Genomic DNA, 14,992 nt, shown 5'->3' with positions numbered 1-14,992 from the left:
GTCTGCTTCCTGCGCTCGACTTGCATGTATTAGGCACGCCGCCAGCGTTCGTCCTGAGCCAGGATCAAACTCTCCATATAAAGTGTTTGATTAGCTCTTGCTAGCTTGTTTCTGTTTGTTGCCAATGTTTTCTCCTATTTAATAGAAAGAAAACGAATTGACGACAGGCTATTTTGTTTAGTTTTCAAGGTTCGAGTTATATGGTGGGCCTGAGTGGACTTGAACCACCGACCTCACGCTTATCAGGCGTGCGCTCTAACCAGCTGAGCTACAGGCCCATATATGGAGCGGGTGATGGGAATCGAACCCACAACATCAGCTTGGAAGGCTGAGGTTTTACCATTAAACTACACCCGCATATAAAGTTGAAAATATTTAATTGAAAATTTTGGCGCGCCCGAGAGGAGTCGAACCCCTAACCTTCTGATCCGTAGTCAGACGCTCTGTCCAATTGAGCTACGGGCGCCAATTGCGACAAAGATTATCATATCAAATCTGAATTCGAAATGCAAGGGATTATTTTTAAATGGTGCGGTCGAGAGGATTTGAACCTCCACGGGATAAACTCCCACTAGGCCCTCAACCTAGCGCGTCTGCCGTTCCGCCACGACCGCATGAGTTGAGTCACAAAATTCTGACCGGCCTCTAGCGTGCATTCCATTATGTTTAAAGTTTTAAGCAATAAAAAAAGACTTGCAATAACTATATAATTGAGAAAATAAATGGCTGGGCCAGTAGGATTCGAACCTACGCATGACGGCACCAAAAGCCGTTGCCTTACCGCTTGGCCATGGCCCAACAAAATGGCGGTCCGGACGGGACTCGAACCCGCGACCTCCTGCGTGACAGGCAGGCATTCTAACCAACTGAACTACCGGACCTTTGAGAGTGACCCGTACGGGATTCGAACCCGTGTTACCGCCGTGAAAGGGCGGTGTCTTAACCACTTGACCAACGGGCCATTTAAAAAAATGGCGGAGAAGGAGGGATTTGAACCCTCGCGCCGCTTACGCGACCTACACCCTTAGCAGGGGCGCCTCTTCAGCCACTTGAGTACTTCTCCGTATGGCTCCAGCGGCAGGATTCGAACCTGCGACCAATTGATTAACAGTCAACTGCTCTACCACTGAGCTACGCTGGAATAGACTCTCAAAATGACGTAACATATTTAGAATTTACTTTTAATAGATCGATTAGAAAAGTTAACTTTTAATACCCTCTTCTAAAGTTGCGACGTTAAGTATCATACAATAACTTTGCAAAGCTGTCAATTCCTATCGAGAAAGTTTTTCATTACATTTTCATTCGGAATCAACCAAACTTTTTCGTCAGCTTTTATAATTTAACACGACTCTTTTTGTCGAGTCAATAGAAGTTTAATCTTTTTCTATAAAGAAAATCTCACCTCTACACTTTCCACACCGATACCGCTCTGTATTTAACTTTCTTTTTCGGTTATACTTCATGCCACACTGCCCACATTGATAGATTAATGTAGATTGAGAAGCTTCTGACGGTAACCTTTCACAAAATCTCGGTGCATTTGTTTGGCTTAATAACTTTTTAAATTCAGCACTTCTGTGATGAAAAGGTTTCCCTTCGATATGTAAGTGATAATGACAAAGCTCATGTTTGATAATGCCAACTAACTCATCACGACCTAACTCCGTATAATATTTTTTATTGATTTCAATAATGCGCCTTGTAGGAATATACCGTCCGCCCGTCGTCCGAAGCCTTGGATTAAAAATGATTCGGTCATTAAATGGACGATTAAAATCATTCTGTGAAATTTGCTCCGTTATTTGTTGAAGTTCTTTATTTTCCATTTTAATTCACCTACACTTTCTCACGAACAATTAATCACCTACATATTATACAATAAAATCATAATGGGGTTGTGTAAATGCCTAAATGGTTAATCAATCAGTTCGAGAAAGCTTTTAAAGAAAAAGATCTGTATACGATTAAGACGCTTAACCAATGCTGGTTCTATTATCACCGTTTTTAATTTAAAGCTACTTCACTTAGTATGATTCATATTTTAACATTAATCGGTACGCTAGCCACGTATATAGATTGAATAAAGCAGTAACAAATTATTACTTGTTACTGCTTTAGAGCATTGGTACTTTTATGAATAAATTAAGTTGGTTATATTACTCTTATCTTGGATAACCTCGCACCATGTTGGTTATATCCCTCTTATCTTGGATAACCTCCCACCAAGTTGGTTATATCCATATCATCCTGGATAACCTCTCACTAAGCTGGTTATATTCCCATTAACCTCGATACCCTCCAACTAAGTTGGATATCCCACCCTCAGCAAGCAAGCCTCAACCAACCACACAAAAATAACCTCCCAACAAATGAAAGTCAGGAGGCCATTCTTAAAGGCTATTATTTTACCATGGTTAGTGCTACACGTTGTCTTTTTACATCTACTTCTTCTACCCAAACGGTAACGATGTCGCCAACAGCTACCACGTCTAATGGGTTTTTAACAAAGCGTTGTGATAGTTTGGAGACGTGCACTAGTCCATCTTGTTTTACCCCAATATCAACGAACGCGCCGAAGTCTACTACGTTTCGTACTGTTCCTTGTAATTCCATCCCTTGTTCTAAGTCTTCCATGGATAGGACGTTTGTCTTTAGTAATGGCTTAGGTAATTCATCACGCGGGTCTCGATTTGGTTTCTTTAGATCGTCCATGATGTCTTTTAATGTTAGTTCGCCAACTTCTAACCCGTCACTAACTTCCTGAAGCGTCACTTGGTTCAATCGCTCGACAGCTTCTTCGCTACCGATCTGATCGGATTTCAAATTAATTCTTTTCAAGATTTCTTTTGTATCTTTATACGATTCTGGGTGAATCGACGTACGATCTAGTGGTTCTTTTCCATCAATAATCCGCATAAAGCCAATTGCTTGCTCATACGTTTTCGCCCCAAGTCGTGGTACTTTTTTAATTTGCGTTCGACTTTCGAAGCGCCCATTCTCTTCTCGATACTTCACAATATTATTTGCTACGGTTTTATTTAACCCGGAAATATATTGTAGTAAGGACGAAGAAGCTGTATTAACGTTTACCCCTACTTGGTTCACTGCTTTCTCCACTACAAAGGTTAAAGAATCATTTAATTTCTTTTGGCTTACATCGTGTTGGTATTGGCCAACTCCTATGGATTTAGGGTCAATTTTCACGAGTTCACTTAACGGGTCTTGTACTCTTCTCGCTATAGAAACGGCACTTCTTTCCTCTACTTGTAAGTCCGGGAATTCTTCACGCGCTAACTTGGAAGCTGAATAGACACTTGCACCAGCTTCATTGACGATTAAGTATGCTAAGTGATCTAAGTTATTCTTCTGGATAAATTCAGCTATAAACTGCTCTGTTTCCCTAGATGCAGTACCATTTCCGACTGCAACTAATTCGATCGGATATTTCTCTAGCAGTTGTGAGATTCGCTTTTCAGACCCAGCAATATCATTCCTTGGAGCTGTTGGATAAATGACATCGACTTCTTTCATCTGCCCTGTTTCATCAACTACTACTAATTTACAACCAGTACGGTAGGCAGGGTCCACACCAAGAATCGTTTTCCCTTTTAATGGTGGTTGTAGTAAGAGACTGTTTAAATTCTTACCAAACACCGTGATTGCATGATCTTCAGCCTGTTCTGTTAAAGTTGTTCTTAAATCACGCTCGATCGAAGGTTGGATTAATCTTTTATAGCTGTCCTCAATGGTTTGCTCTAGGAATTCTCGAGCCTCCCCGGAGGATTTATGAATTTTTTCTTGCTGCAGATAGTGAAGGATCTGTTCAGTTGGTGTATCAATGGTGACTTTAAGAACTTTTTCTTTTTCTCCGCGATTTACAGCTAATACGCGGTGAGATGCTATTTTAGAAACAGGTTCCTGGTATTCATAGTACATCTGAAAAACACCTTGTTCATCTTCTGCTTTCTTTTTCTTCTCCGTTGCGATTGTTCCTTTCGCATACGTCATGTTTCTGATTTTATCTCGGAAAGATGGTTCATCAGAAATCCACTCGGCGATTATGTCACTCGCACCTTGTAGAACTAAATCCACATCTGTTAGTTCTTGCTCTTCGTCTAAGTAGTTCTCTGCTACTTTATTTAAATCCGTAACCTGCTCTTGCTCAATAGCAATTGCTAAAGGTTCGAGTCCTTTTTCTTTGGCAATAGTCGCACGTGTTCTTCGCTTTTGTTTATACGGGCGATAAAGATCTTCTACCCGTTGTAACTTTTCTGCACGGTTAATATCATGCTTTAAGTCATCGGTTAATTTTCCTTGTTCTTCAATTAAACGAATGACTTCTTCTTTTCTTTGATGAAGCTGCTGCTGGTAATCATACGTTTCCTTAATGGATTGAATTTGCGTTTCGTCTAACCCTTTGGTTTGTTCTTTTCGATAACGGGCAATAAACGGAATCGTATTTCCTTCTTCTAGCATATGGACCACGGTTGTTACGATCGGCATTTGCAGTTGCGTTTGCTTTGCTACGATCTGAATAATTGCGTTTGTTTCTGTTGTCAATCCAAGTTCCTCCTCATAAATCATCGTACTAGGAAACGGGATACGAATATCCTCGGTTATCCACACTTGCTTATACCTTTTTATTGTACCAAAAAGCCTTACAAAATAAAAAAGCCCTCACAATGAGGACATGTAAGAGCTAAATTAAGAAACCTCACCTTTATACTTCATCGCAATCAAGGTGGTGTCATCATTCATTTTATTCTCTTGGCGTTTATACCAATCAACGGTTAAATCCATTGTTCGGTGATTATAAAATTCTTTTGTCAGCTGATGCTCGTCTACTCCATCAGAAAACATAAAAAAGATCGAACCTTCTTCTAATGGACCATTATGGACTTTTACTTTATGAGGAACTCCAGATAAGTATCCAGGCACTGGGATATTTCGTTCTTTCTTCCCATCCTTCGCAACCATAATCACACTTATATTCCCTAAGGAAGAATAAGCATAAGATTGTTCCACATAATCTACACGTAAGATTCCTAAGACGCAGCCACGGATATTGGTACCAGCCATTGCTTTATTGCAAAGATCAACCAAATCATCCAAAGGTGCAGATTTATTATTCTTGATAACTTCAATCGCAGCCTCTGAGGAGTTCATTGCAATCTCTCCACTTCCAAGACCATCCGCTAAAGCACAAATAAATCCATCTTCGAGTTCCTCATAAAAAAAAGAATCTCCTGAGTAATAGTTTCCCTTTTTGGCCTTTTGATAAGTCGCAATTTCCATTTGGTTTTTGCGTTCAATCAAAATAAAACCTCCATGTCCTCTGCGCTGATCGAATCTCTTAGTTTTCGAAGTGCTCTACGTTGTAATCGAGATACATGCATTTGGGATAATCCTAAGCGCTCACCAGTTTCTTTTTGACTCAAGTTTTCGAAATACGTGCATTTAAGAATTTCTTGTTCCCGCTCATTTAATAGCGGTAAGATTTTATCAATTAACATCTTATAATCTGTTTGTTCATATCCATCGTCTTGATTACCTACTAAATCAAGAATTGTTACTGTACTTCCGTCAGAATCTGCCTCAATCTTACGGTCTGTAGATAAAGCATTGTAGCTTTTACCCATTTCCATTGTTTCTAAGACTTCTTCTTCAGAAACTTCTAAATAAGCAGCGATCTCTGGTACAGACGGTGAATCTTGCATATCTGTCGTTAGTTCTTCTACAGCCTTCTTGATTTTAGGACCAAGCTCTTTGATTCTTCTAGGCACATGAACGCTCCATGTTTTATCGCGAATGAAACGTTTGATTTCACCAATAATAGTAGGGACTGCGAACGATTCAAACGATTTGCCGAAGGATTCGTCATACCTTCTAATAGCTGCTAGCAAACCTAGCATCCCTACTTGTACAAGATCTTCATGAATCTCGCTATTTTTTGAATACTTCTTTGCGATGGAGTGTACCAAATTCTCATATTTTCGAATGATTCTTTCTTGGACTGCTTCATCGTTAGGGTGTTGGTGTAGATGATTTATTAGTTCATAAATATCTTCTTCATTACTGTGATGTTGAGATCTGGTCGTCATTTTGGCCCACCTCATTTTCGTACAAAAACTTCGTCATCAGTACGATTACGCCATGATTATTATTGATTTCTACTTTATCCATCAGGGCATCGATTAAAAATAGACCGAAACCTCCCTCACGCATATTGGTAACTGGAACTCCTTCATCATACGGGCCCGTATCTTCTTTAACTTCTTTTAAATTAAAGCTTCCACCATGATCAGCGACCATAACTTCTAAACGATCTTCATATAAGCCGAATCCGATTGTAACTTCACCAGTTTCTTCATCATAATAAGCGTGTTTAACTGCATTCGTAATCGCTTCTGATACTGCAACTTTCAAATCTTCAATTTCTTCATAAGAGAAACCCATTCGATTAGCAACACCAGAAATAGTTAAACGCAAAACTCCTACAAATTCTGATTTTGCAGGCAACTTCATCTCTAAAAAGTCAAATGCTTCCTTCATTTTACATACCACCTTGAACTGTGTTTTCAATATCAATGACTTCATTCAAGCCTGTGATGTTAAATAGGCGATACACGTTCTCCTGCAAATTAATCAATTTGAATTTGCTTTCATTCTCTTTAGAAGTTTTTAGTGCGCTAATGAATACACCTAGTCCAGTACTATCCATATAGTTCACTTTCTCTAGGTCAACTTGTACCTCGTCATACTCTTTAACATATCCTAATAATTTCTCTTTCAGTTGAGGTGCTGTGTAAGCATCAATCTCACCAGAAAGTTTCAACGTAGCTACATCATCATTTTTAAAGTCATCGATATGTAGATTCATTTCTTTCGCCTCCGATTCTTTCGTACTATATTTGTAAATACCCACTCTTGTATAACCATAAACATTCTTACTTGATTCTTTTTAATACTGCTATAGTAAAATCATCTCTAAGCTCAAAGTCCTGGAGTCTTTCAAAGTATTTATACACACTATCGACAATCTCTTGTGCCGGTAAATGTGAAAATGACTTAATTACATCTAAGACTTCTTCTTGCTCTATAAAGCGGTCTCCATAACGACATTCTGTTACTCCATCTGTGAAAAGAACAATAATGTCGTCCTTTTCGATTTGAGTAAATTTTTCTTCGTAGGTTACTTCACTTTCCACGCCAAGAAGTAATCCTTTTGCATCAATTTCTTCAAATTCATGGGATTCTTTACGTAAAATAAAACCTGGCTCATGTCCAGCAGAAGCATAGTGGAAATAATTCGTATCCACGTCGTAGAAGCCATAGAACATCGTTACAAACATGCCTTCTTTTACATTTCTTTCAACAACACGGTTAATCGAATCTAAAATATATTTAGGGAAAATTTGATTTTCAGAGAAACTTTCTAAAGCATACTTAATCATCGACATACAAAAAGCTGCCGGAATCCCTTTTCCAATCACATCTGCAATCGCAATACCAATATTCCCTTTGTCATCTATTATAAAGTGATGATAATCGCCATTCATTTCTTTTGCAGCAACTGATTTTACACCTATATCCAAAGAGTCCACTTGTGGAACTTGTGTCTTTAATAGTGTGTCCTGCATATTCGCAGCTACTCCAATTTCTGATCGAAGTTCAATCTGTTTCTCTCTTAACACATGATATTCCTGATAAGCCATACCATAAGAAATCATTGTTTCAATAAGAAATTGAAATGAACTTTTTATCCGATCGTCCATATCAGGGATGATATCAAGGAGGGACTGATAATGTTCATTCACAATTTCATCAGGAGATATACTCTGTTGGATCGAATTTTTGCTAAACTGTTCCGCACGGTAAAGCACAGATTCGTCTCCTGTTTCTAAATATTCCATCAATAATTGTTTATAATCTTGTTTTCCTGACTTAGTTGAGCCCACCTTCATCCCCCTTTACAATTAGGTACTGCCTTTACTCGCTTTGTTTATTTTCTTTATAGCAAGTAGAAGGGGCACTTGAACCCTATAACAGAACCTATTTCAAATACGAGTCCATTTAATGACAGTCACTACAGTACCTGCATCCGTCGATTCAATATCAAACTCGTCCATTAATCGTTTCACACCAGGCAAGCCAGCACCCAGCCCTCCAGATGTGGAATATCCATCTTTCATTACTTTACTTACTTCTTTAATCCCTGGACCTTGATCTCTTGCAGTTATCTTCAGACCAATACTAGGCACAGAGTCTAATCTTTCAAAGTTGATTTCGCCAACTTTAGCGTATAAATATATATTTCGAGCTAACTCGGAAATTGCTGTCGCAATACGGGCCTGATCCACTGATCCGAAGCCTAAATCTTTAGCCCAATTTCTACCAGTTTGACGCGCACCTACTATATCCCATTCTTTTCGAATTGGCACAGAGGATAAAGTTTCATTCATCACTTCTCCTCCAATTCTTGTCGTAGCTTGATTAGTCCTTGTTCAAGGTCTAGCGCTGTAGGAACTTCTTTTAAATATATACCTAATTCAATTAAAGTCATAGATACAGCAGGTTGAACGCCAGTGAACACTACTTTAGCTCCCATTAAATCAGCCATCGATACGACATCACCCAGTACTTTAGCAATAAATGAATCTATTACTTCCACAGATGTGAGGTCAATAACGACTCCGGTAGCTCCACTATTATGAATTTTCTTTAATAAGTCTTCTTGAAATTCCATCGCTGATTGATCGTCTAACTCAACTTGGATGGATACTAATAAGTAGTCATGTAGTTTTAAAATAGGGATGCGCATGATTTAGTTTCACTCCTTCTCAATTGCTTCCATGATTTGTTCAAGGTTTTGGCCATCTTTGTTACTTGAGATAATATGCTTGTCAGTCATTTGTAGAGCTGTTTGGAATCCTTTGCTCAATGAGCTCTTTGTAGGGAAATTACTCAAATCAATCCCTAAATTCACAATCGTCTGGGCGATTTCAGGACGAATTCCTACTAAAATACAAGTCGCACCTAATAAACGGACCGCTTCAGCCGCCTGGATAATGTGGTGAGCTACCATTGTATCAACAACAGGGACGCCTGTAATATCGATTAATACTACGTCTGTACGGTGTTTCACAATTCCACTCAATAAATTTTCCATAATTAACTTCGCACGATCTGTATCAATGGTACCAACTAAAGGCATAACTGTAATATCGTCCATCACAGGAATTAAAGGCGCTGACAACTCTTCTAACGCCAATTTCTGTAAGGAGACGATATTATCCCAATTTGTAGAATACTGATTAATTAAATACGTTTTAATCGGGTCAACGATTTGATTTACCTCATCCATAACATTCAAGAAGTAATCTTTATTTGCGTCGCTATTTTTTTCTAAAATCGTTTTAATACTTACAGAACGAAATACTTGCATACCTTCTGTTATGTATCCGATTGGCCAACCAAGGTTAACTATTTTTTCAGCGAATTGCTGTAATTCATCATTCGCTCCTGTTTCATTTTCTAAGGCGATGAAAATTGTGTCAATTAATTCATTGTTTGTACGTCCAATCAGATCTTCTGAAATGGTTTTACTATAATGCATTAATTCCTTGTTTTCTACTTCTTCAAGCCATTGTTCTAATATTTCTTGCTTATTATTAATTAACTGTGCTTTCATAGACATTTTGAAAATTCACCCTCCAAGGCATAAAATTCTTTATTCAAATTTATCATTAATTACAAAAATTATCTACTTTTTTCCGAAAACTCGACATTTTCCAACCTCAAAATATAAAAATACCTTTTACAAATATGTTTAACACATATTCATAAAAGGTAAAGGATGATTAACTTTAAGTTATAAATCTAGCAGTCCCAAACTAATCTGTAACGCATCGTCCACCTGTACCATCACTTGTTCGTCAAGCGTAGTGATTTTATCTGTTAAACGTTGTTTGTCAATGGTACGAATTTGTTCCAGTAAGATAACAGAATCACGATCGAAATCATAAACTTCCGCATCAATTTCGACGTGAGTTGGTAACTTAGCTTTCTGAATTTGAGCTGTAATTGCAGCAACAATTACAGTAGGACTGAATCGATTTCCAATATTATTTTGAATAACAAGAACTGGGCGAACACCGCCTTGCTCCGAACCAACAACTGGTGTTAGATCAGCGTAATAAACGTCGCCTCGTTTTACATACAAATTAATTACACCCCACTCACTAAGCGCTCAAGAGTGGTGTCAGCCTCCTCTTCGGCCTGAAAAGCCTCTGATGCGATGTCTAAGTTGATATTTTTCATCTCTACATAACCACGGCGCATCTTTTCTTGAATCTTACGCTTTTTCTCTTCTTTTACATAATTGTTAACAGCTTGCATGATTAATTGATTGCGGTCAGCAGCATTTCCGTCGCTTTCTACCAATTCGTCACACTCTTTCAGTAAAGATATCGGCAGTTCTAGAACTACCTTTTCTGCGTTTGTTGACATCCTTACACCCCCAACTTTTTACGAGCACCAAATCTATTGAACATAATAACACCATTCGATACCATTCGTAAAGGAAAAACGCAATAATTTGTTGAAAAAACTTATATCTGAATATTTTTTTAAGTATGAATTCTTGGAACTCGTTCGTTAATCATGCAGGGGATTTCATAATTTATTGTCTCTAAATAATCGGCTACGTCTTCTACTTGTATAACATTCCCACCCGACTTACCAATTAATGTAACTTTAGAATCAACATCAAATGGCTGCGACAATCGAACCATCATTTGGTCCATGCAAATTCTCCCTACAATTGGTTGTAACTCTCCTTGGATCATCACTTGAAATCCCTCAAGCTTTCTAATCCAACCATCCCCATACCCAATTGGAATAGTCCCGATCCATTCTTTCCCTTTTGCAGTATACGTTGCTCCATAACTAATGGATTCACCCGCTTCTAGTTGTTTCACATGAGCTAGGTGACTGTATAATGTGAAGGCAGGTTGCAGGTTTACAGAAGTATTCTTTGCCACTGCTTCTGAAGGATATAATCCATACATGCTGATGCCAAACCTTACAGCGTCATATAAGTCCTCTTTATATCTTAATGAAGTTGCAGAATTGCCTACATGCACTTCTACTTCACTGGACACCAGATGCTTTATTCGATGATAGAAGGCTTCGAACCTATCTTTTTGAGCATTGAAATATTCGACTGATTCTTCATCTGCCGTCGCAAAATGTGTATATAACCCTGTCAATTGAAAAGGAGAAGCTTCAATGCCTTTTATAACATCATACGCCTCTTCTTCTAACCTTATACCAACACGGTTCATTCCTGTATCTATTTTCACATGTAAATCAACCGAATCATTCGTATATTGCTTCGCTTGTTCTAACCATTCCGATTGATAGACGGTTAAAGCTATTTGGTGATCAGCCGCTAGCTGGATGTCACTTGGCCGTATTCTTCCAAAAACCAAGATGGGGATCGTCGAAAAAGCACGCCGTAGTCGGAGTGCCTCATCGAAAGTGGCTACAGCGAGGACACTCGCACCTGCCTCCACCGCTGCTTTCGCCACTGGGATATCCCCGTGTCCATATCCATTAGCCTTGACCACGGCATAGATTTTTTTGGAGTTATGATGAAATTTGTTCAATTCATTTATATTGTGTTTAATGGCACTGAGGTCTACCTCAGCCCATGTATCTCTGAAAAAAGTTTGTGCCATGATCGTCCCTACTTTTTTTCTTTTCATTATCTATACTTTCAAAGTAGGTTGTCAAATAATCACCTGAGACAATTTTATTTAACCATCGATTTCATAACAGACTTGGCCAAGTCGACCTTTTCGTTAACTGTTAAAGAGTCACTTGCCAATACAAAACGCATACCATCTTGTTCCCACTCCAAGGTTTGGTCAGTCATCACACCGACTTCCATTCCTAAATCGACCATTTCTCCGTTTGCATATACAGGAATTTCTAAACTGGTTGGGTAAGACTCATACATCTCTTGGACTAAAGTGAAAGATTTGTCCCCTTCAAAGGTAAGAATCGTACGCTCACCGTTATCAAAGGATATGGACTCTTCTTGTACCAATGAGGTTCCTTCTGGTAACGTAGTTGGGAAATAAATTTCATTCTCCTCTGTTTCAAGCTCTGCCATAGTAGGAACACTCACTGCCCCTTCAGCTAAATTTTCGTCTGTATCAAATTCATCCATAGAAATATTAGCGTTAAATTCGAATTCGGTGAAATCAACTTCTACCATTGTTTCGCCTGTTTGATCCTGTACTCTCACTAGAGCTGGCTGAAGTGATTTTTTATGAAAATAAATCTCTTGAAGAGGTAATTGTTGATTCCCTTTATAATCTGTCTTCACTTTAAATACATAATAATTTTCTGTCGTTTGGTACTCTCTTTCAGAATCTGCCTGAATATCATTAACTAGAGATTGATATAAATAGGGTTGGCTATGGTGTTGCGGCCAATCATTCTGAAACTTATAGCTTTTGTTAATGGAAGGTGTGAGAACAAACACCCCTTCTTCATTTCTTAAAATGACCTGATTCCCCTTCTCATCCGTTTGATTATTCATTTCTACTTTGAAATAATCATCTTTTAGATGCCATAGGTTCACTTGATAATGTTGAGGTTCTTCCCCTGTGTTCATGGTCATATCCGCGGTAGCCCGAAAACTTTCCATATCGCCAACTTGCTTCTCTAAATCAGCAAGGACGTCTTCTGCCGTTTCCTCTCCACACGCAGCCATGGTGATCGCAGCTACCAATACAACTAATAAAAGCATGAATCTTTTCATTTGGACAACTCCTCCGTCTCATTTTCGTCGCTTGTACACAAGCAATCTATAGTGTTGCGGTGACAAAGTGCACGTCGGACTTTTTTGTAACCCGCATTAAACTATATGAGCAGAGGAAATTGAATATGCAGACAACCTTTCAAAAACGTTTATTCCGTTTGTATAACTACCTGTGCAACTGCGTATGCTTTACTATGGGAAATAGAGACAAGGACAGAAGACTGCAAGACACCACTTACAAACAACACTGGTTTTCCACTGTTCAAAGGTAATACTTCAATGCTTACAAAGGACATACTACTCCCTATTCCTGTACCACAAGCCTTACTGTAAGCTTCTTTTGCAGCGAATCGTCCAGCAAGGAATTCGAGTTTACGCTTTCTATTCATTAATTGGTCAAAAATCTCAAGCTCTCTTGAAGACAGGATTCGCTTCGGAAAACGATCCTTCTTCTTATATAAACGATCAATACGTTCAATTTCTGCTAAATCGATTCCTATTCCTGTTATCATGTTATAACCTTCTTTCTCATTGCATGTTCCCGTAAAGATTAGTATTCTTATAATAAAAGTACGTCACAAGAAGTGACTGAAGAGAGGCGTATGTAGATGTTCTTTCTCAGAACAGAAAGTTTCCAGCAATTTATTCGATATTATCCAATCGTCACAATCATCGTAGCCATTCACATTGTACTATTTTTAATTACCGAGGTTATGCCTGGTGTAGCGTCTGAGAGCATTAAATATGATTTACTTGGAATAAACTACTTAATCAGTGATGCCGGTGAATATTGGCGACTTGTAACACCCATATTCGTTCACCTTTCACTTACACATATCCTTTTTAATTCATTCAGCTTAATATTATTTGGCCCAGCATTAGAAGTGATGCTAGGGAAAGTTAAATTCATTTTAGCATATTTAACAATGGGGGTATTAGCGAACGTGGCGACCCTGTTTCTACAACCACCAATTTATTCACATGCAGGAGCTTCAGGAGCGATCTTTGGGTTATTTGGAATCTATTTATACTTATTGTTCATGCGTCCGAATCTTCTAGATGGTGATAGTAGACAGATCGTCATTGTCATTGTTGCAATTGCTTTAATCATGACGTTTGCAACTAGTGGGATCAACGTTACAGCACACGTATTTGGTCTTCTCGCTGGGTTAGCACTTGGCCCTATATTATTTGCTAACCACTCGAAAGGTCGAATTTAACAGGAGGATTTTATGGAAAGAAACCAGTTGGCTCCATACATTGCCATTGCGATCGGAGTTGTGGCTGTCTCTACCTCCGCTATATTTGTTAGACTCGCGGACGCACCTTCCTCGATCGTCGCAAATTATCGTCTACTATTAGCAGTATTAATCATGTTACCTTATGTCTTATGGAAACATCGGGAAGATTTCAAACACATCTCCAAGCAGGATTGGTATTATTCGACCTTAGCAGGTGTGTTTTTAGCCTTACACTTTATTTTATGGTTTGAATCCTTAAACCACACCTCTGTCGCTAGTTCCGTTGTATTAGTAACCACACAACCTATTTTCGCCTTTTTAGGGGGATATTTATTTTTCAAAGAACGTTTTACCACTGGAGCGGTTTTCAGCATGATAATCGCCTTCACAGGTAGTGTCATTATCAGCTGGGGCGATTTCCAAATAAGTGGTATGGCTTTAGTAGGTAACTTCCTAGCACTTATGGGAGCTATTGCTGTTACAGGGTACTTTTTGTTTGGACAAAATGTTCGTAAACGATTATCTTTAATGACATATACATTTGTTGTCTATGGCATTAGCTCTATCACTCTAGTAATATATAATGTATTACTAAACCAGTCTTTTACCGGGTATACCGGTGAGACATGGATGTACTTCTTAGCATTAGCAATTATTCCCACTTTCTTTGGACACACATTATTTAATTGGGCACTTAAATGGGTTACCGCCTCTACGATTACCATGGGGATTCTTTTCGAACCTGTTGGCGCCTCCATTTTAGCGTATTTGGTATTGGACGAGTTAATCACATGGTCGCAATTCCTAGGTGGGGTAATTGTTATATTAGGCTTAATGCTCTTCATTATGAGTACAACCCGTAAGAAAAGGGCTTCCGTAGTTAACGACAAATCAGGTATCAAGTAATCAAAACTAT

18 protein-coding genes, 9 tRNA genes and 1 rRNA gene are annotated in these 14,992 nt (G+C 38.6%); 3 read left to right on the top strand and 25 right to left on the bottom strand.

What is annotated here, in order from left to right:
- The 11 genes from G532_RS0111195 to G532_RS0111145 form a co-directional block, all read right to left on the bottom strand.
- Positions 1–80: ribosomal RNA gene (locus tag G532_RS0111195) — 16S ribosomal RNA — on the bottom strand; the annotation flags it as partial.
- Positions 81–201: 121 nt separating this feature from the next.
- Positions 202–278 (bottom strand) — tRNA-Ile (locus G532_RS0111190).
- A gap of 5 nt (positions 279–283) precedes the next feature.
- Positions 284–357 (bottom strand) — tRNA-Gly (locus tag G532_RS0111185).
- Between the two features lie 32 nt (positions 358–389).
- Positions 390–466: transfer RNA gene (locus G532_RS0111180), tRNA-Arg, on the bottom strand.
- A 61-nt stretch (positions 467–527) separates the two neighbouring features.
- Positions 528–614 (bottom strand) — tRNA-Leu (locus G532_RS0111175).
- Positions 615–723: 109 nt separating this feature from the next.
- Positions 724–798: transfer RNA gene (locus G532_RS0111170), tRNA-Gln, on the bottom strand.
- A gap of 6 nt (positions 799–804) precedes the next feature.
- A tRNA-Asp gene (locus G532_RS0111165) sits at positions 805–881 on the bottom strand.
- An 8-nt stretch (positions 882–889) separates the two neighbouring features.
- Positions 890–961: transfer RNA gene (locus tag G532_RS0111160), tRNA-Glu, on the bottom strand.
- An 11-nt stretch (positions 962–972) separates the two neighbouring features.
- Positions 973–1,063: transfer RNA gene (locus G532_RS0111155), tRNA-Ser, on the bottom strand.
- A gap of 3 nt (positions 1,064–1,066) precedes the next feature.
- Positions 1,067–1,141: transfer RNA gene (locus G532_RS0111150), tRNA-Asn, on the bottom strand.
- Between the two features lie 235 nt (positions 1,142–1,376).
- Positions 1,377–1,829 carry a SprT family protein gene (locus G532_RS0111145; RefSeq protein WP_027964896.1) on the bottom strand — a complete coding sequence of 151 codons (453 nt, stop codon included), beginning with the start codon at positions 1,827–1,829 and terminating at the stop codon, positions 1,377–1,379.
- A 77-nt stretch (positions 1,830–1,906) separates the two neighbouring features.
- Between G532_RS0111145 and cmpA the strand changes: the two genes are divergently transcribed.
- Complete coding sequence (gene cmpA / locus G532_RS16095) at positions 1,907–2,011, top strand: cortex morphogenetic protein CmpA (protein ID WP_156882584.1); 105 nt, start codon at positions 1,907–1,909, stop codon at positions 2,009–2,011.
- A 392-nt stretch (positions 2,012–2,403) separates the two neighbouring features.
- Here cmpA and G532_RS0111140 read toward each other — a convergent pair whose 3' ends face one another.
- The 14 genes from G532_RS0111140 to acpS form a co-directional block, all read right to left on the bottom strand.
- On the bottom strand, positions 2,404–4,563 hold the full coding sequence (locus G532_RS0111140) for a Tex family protein (protein WP_027964895.1): 2,160 nt from the start codon (positions 4,561–4,563) through the stop codon (positions 2,404–2,406).
- A 144-nt stretch (positions 4,564–4,707) separates the two neighbouring features.
- Positions 4,708–5,319, bottom strand: coding sequence for a SpoIIE family protein phosphatase (locus G532_RS0111135; protein WP_027964894.1), 612 nt, complete (start codon positions 5,317–5,319; stop codon positions 4,708–4,710).
- Positions 5,316–6,104 carry an RNA polymerase sigma factor SigB gene (sigB, locus tag G532_RS0111130; RefSeq protein WP_027964893.1) on the bottom strand — a complete coding sequence of 263 codons (789 nt, stop codon included), beginning with the start codon at positions 6,102–6,104 and terminating at the stop codon, positions 5,316–5,318. The genes G532_RS0111135 and sigB overlap by 4 nt, the downstream gene beginning before the upstream one ends.
- A complete protein-coding gene (rsbW, locus tag G532_RS0111125) occupies positions 6,076–6,555 on the bottom strand; it encodes an anti-sigma B factor RsbW (protein ID WP_027964892.1) in 480 nt (159 codons plus the stop codon). The genes sigB and rsbW overlap by 29 nt, the downstream gene beginning before the upstream one ends.
- 1 nt (position 6,556) lies before the next feature.
- Positions 6,557–6,883: an STAS domain-containing protein gene (locus tag G532_RS0111120; RefSeq protein WP_027964891.1), complete on the bottom strand. Its 327-nt coding sequence runs from the start codon at positions 6,881–6,883 to the stop codon at positions 6,557–6,559.
- Positions 6,884–6,950: 67 nt separating this feature from the next.
- The gene (locus tag G532_RS0111115) at positions 6,951–7,961 is read right to left on the bottom strand and encodes a PP2C family protein-serine/threonine phosphatase (RefSeq protein ID WP_027964890.1); all 1,011 of its coding nucleotides are present in this window, start codon (positions 7,959–7,961) and stop codon (positions 6,951–6,953) included.
- 99 nt (positions 7,962–8,060) lie between these two features.
- Positions 8,061–8,465 (bottom strand): anti-sigma regulatory factor, encoded by a 405-nt coding sequence (locus G532_RS0111110; RefSeq protein ID WP_027964889.1) that lies wholly within the window; start codon positions 8,463–8,465, stop codon positions 8,061–8,063.
- Positions 8,465–8,824, bottom strand: coding sequence for an STAS domain-containing protein (locus G532_RS0111105; protein WP_027964888.1), 360 nt, complete (start codon positions 8,822–8,824; stop codon positions 8,465–8,467). The genes G532_RS0111110 and G532_RS0111105 overlap by 1 nt, the downstream gene beginning before the upstream one ends.
- A gap of 9 nt (positions 8,825–8,833) precedes the next feature.
- On the bottom strand, positions 8,834–9,700 hold the full coding sequence (locus tag G532_RS0111100) for an STAS domain-containing protein (protein ID WP_027964887.1): 867 nt from the start codon (positions 9,698–9,700) through the stop codon (positions 8,834–8,836).
- A 174-nt stretch (positions 9,701–9,874) separates the two neighbouring features.
- Positions 9,875–10,225 carry a type II toxin-antitoxin system PemK/MazF family toxin gene (locus tag G532_RS0111095; RefSeq protein WP_027964886.1) on the bottom strand — a complete coding sequence of 117 codons (351 nt, stop codon included), beginning with the start codon at positions 10,223–10,225 and terminating at the stop codon, positions 9,875–9,877.
- Positions 10,226–10,230: 5 nt separating this feature from the next.
- The gene (locus G532_RS0111090) at positions 10,231–10,512 is read right to left on the bottom strand and encodes a hypothetical protein (RefSeq protein WP_027964885.1); all 282 of its coding nucleotides are present in this window, start codon (positions 10,510–10,512) and stop codon (positions 10,231–10,233) included.
- A gap of 119 nt (positions 10,513–10,631) precedes the next feature.
- On the bottom strand, positions 10,632–11,744 hold the full coding sequence (alr, locus tag G532_RS0111085) for an alanine racemase (protein ID WP_027964884.1): 1,113 nt from the start codon (positions 11,742–11,744) through the stop codon (positions 10,632–10,634).
- Between the two features lie 74 nt (positions 11,745–11,818).
- The gene (locus G532_RS0111080; RefSeq protein ID WP_027964883.1) at positions 11,819–12,835 is read right to left on the bottom strand and encodes a LolA family protein; all 1,017 of its coding nucleotides are present in this window, start codon (positions 12,833–12,835) and stop codon (positions 11,819–11,821) included.
- A gap of 149 nt (positions 12,836–12,984) precedes the next feature.
- On the bottom strand, positions 12,985–13,347 hold the full coding sequence (gene acpS / locus G532_RS0111075) for a holo-ACP synthase (protein WP_027964882.1): 363 nt from the start codon (positions 13,345–13,347) through the stop codon (positions 12,985–12,987).
- 96 nt (positions 13,348–13,443) lie between these two features.
- Here acpS and G532_RS0111070 point away from each other — a divergent pair, with 96 nt between their 5' ends.
- Positions 13,444–14,055 carry a rhomboid family intramembrane serine protease gene (locus G532_RS0111070; RefSeq protein ID WP_027964881.1) on the top strand — a complete coding sequence of 204 codons (612 nt, stop codon included), beginning with the start codon at positions 13,444–13,446 and terminating at the stop codon, positions 14,053–14,055.
- A gap of 12 nt (positions 14,056–14,067) precedes the next feature.
- Complete coding sequence (locus tag G532_RS0111065; RefSeq protein ID WP_027964880.1) at positions 14,068–14,982, top strand: DMT family transporter; 915 nt, start codon at positions 14,068–14,070, stop codon at positions 14,980–14,982.
- Positions 14,983–14,992 lie beyond the last annotated feature (10 nt).

Source organism: Halalkalibacillus halophilus DSM 18494 (assembly GCF_000423105.1).
GTDB lineage: Bacteria > Bacillota > Bacilli > Bacillales > Alkalibacillaceae > Halalkalibacillus > Halalkalibacillus halophilus.
Note: the sequence above shows the minus strand (reverse complement) of the source record. Positions and strands in the feature narration are given on the sequence as shown.

Coding starts and splice junctions, on each gene's coding strand:
- G532_RS0111145 (WP_027964896.1), bottom strand. CDS start 1,829: ATGGAAAATAAAGAACTTCAACAAATAACGGAGCAAATTTCACAGAAT.
- cmpA (WP_156882584.1), top strand. CDS start 1,907: ATGCCTAAATGGTTAATCAATCAGTTCGAGAAAGCTTTTAAAGAAAAA.
- sigB (WP_027964893.1), bottom strand. CDS start 6,104: ATGACGACCAGATCTCAACATCACAGTAATGAAGAAGATATTTATGAA.
- rsbW (WP_027964892.1), bottom strand. CDS start 6,555: ATGAAGGAAGCATTTGACTTTTTAGAGATGAAGTTGCCTGCAAAATCA.
- G532_RS0111120 (WP_027964891.1), bottom strand. CDS start 6,883: ATGAATCTACATATCGATGACTTTAAAAATGATGATGTAGCTACGTTG.
- G532_RS0111110 (WP_027964889.1), bottom strand. CDS start 8,465: ATGAATGAAACTTTATCCTCTGTGCCAATTCGAAAAGAATGGGATATA.
- G532_RS0111105 (WP_027964888.1), bottom strand. CDS start 8,824: ATGCGCATCCCTATTTTAAAACTACATGACTACTTATTAGTATCCATC.
- G532_RS0111100 (WP_027964887.1), bottom strand. CDS start 9,700: ATGTCTATGAAAGCACAGTTAATTAATAATAAGCAAGAAATATTAGAA.
- G532_RS0111090 (WP_027964885.1), bottom strand. CDS start 10,512: ATGTCAACAAACGCAGAAAAGGTAGTTCTAGAACTGCCGATATCTTTA.
- alr (WP_027964884.1), bottom strand. CDS start 11,744: ATGGCACAAACTTTTTTCAGAGATACATGGGCTGAGGTAGACCTCAGT.
- G532_RS0111080 (WP_027964883.1), bottom strand. CDS start 12,835: ATGAAAAGATTCATGCTTTTATTAGTTGTATTGGTAGCTGCGATCACC.
- acpS (WP_027964882.1), bottom strand. CDS start 13,347: ATGATAACAGGAATAGGAATCGATTTAGCAGAAATTGAACGTATTGAT.
- G532_RS0111070 (WP_027964881.1), top strand. CDS start 13,444: ATGTTCTTTCTCAGAACAGAAAGTTTCCAGCAATTTATTCGATATTAT.
- G532_RS0111065 (WP_027964880.1), top strand. CDS start 14,068: ATGGAAAGAAACCAGTTGGCTCCATACATTGCCATTGCGATCGGAGTT.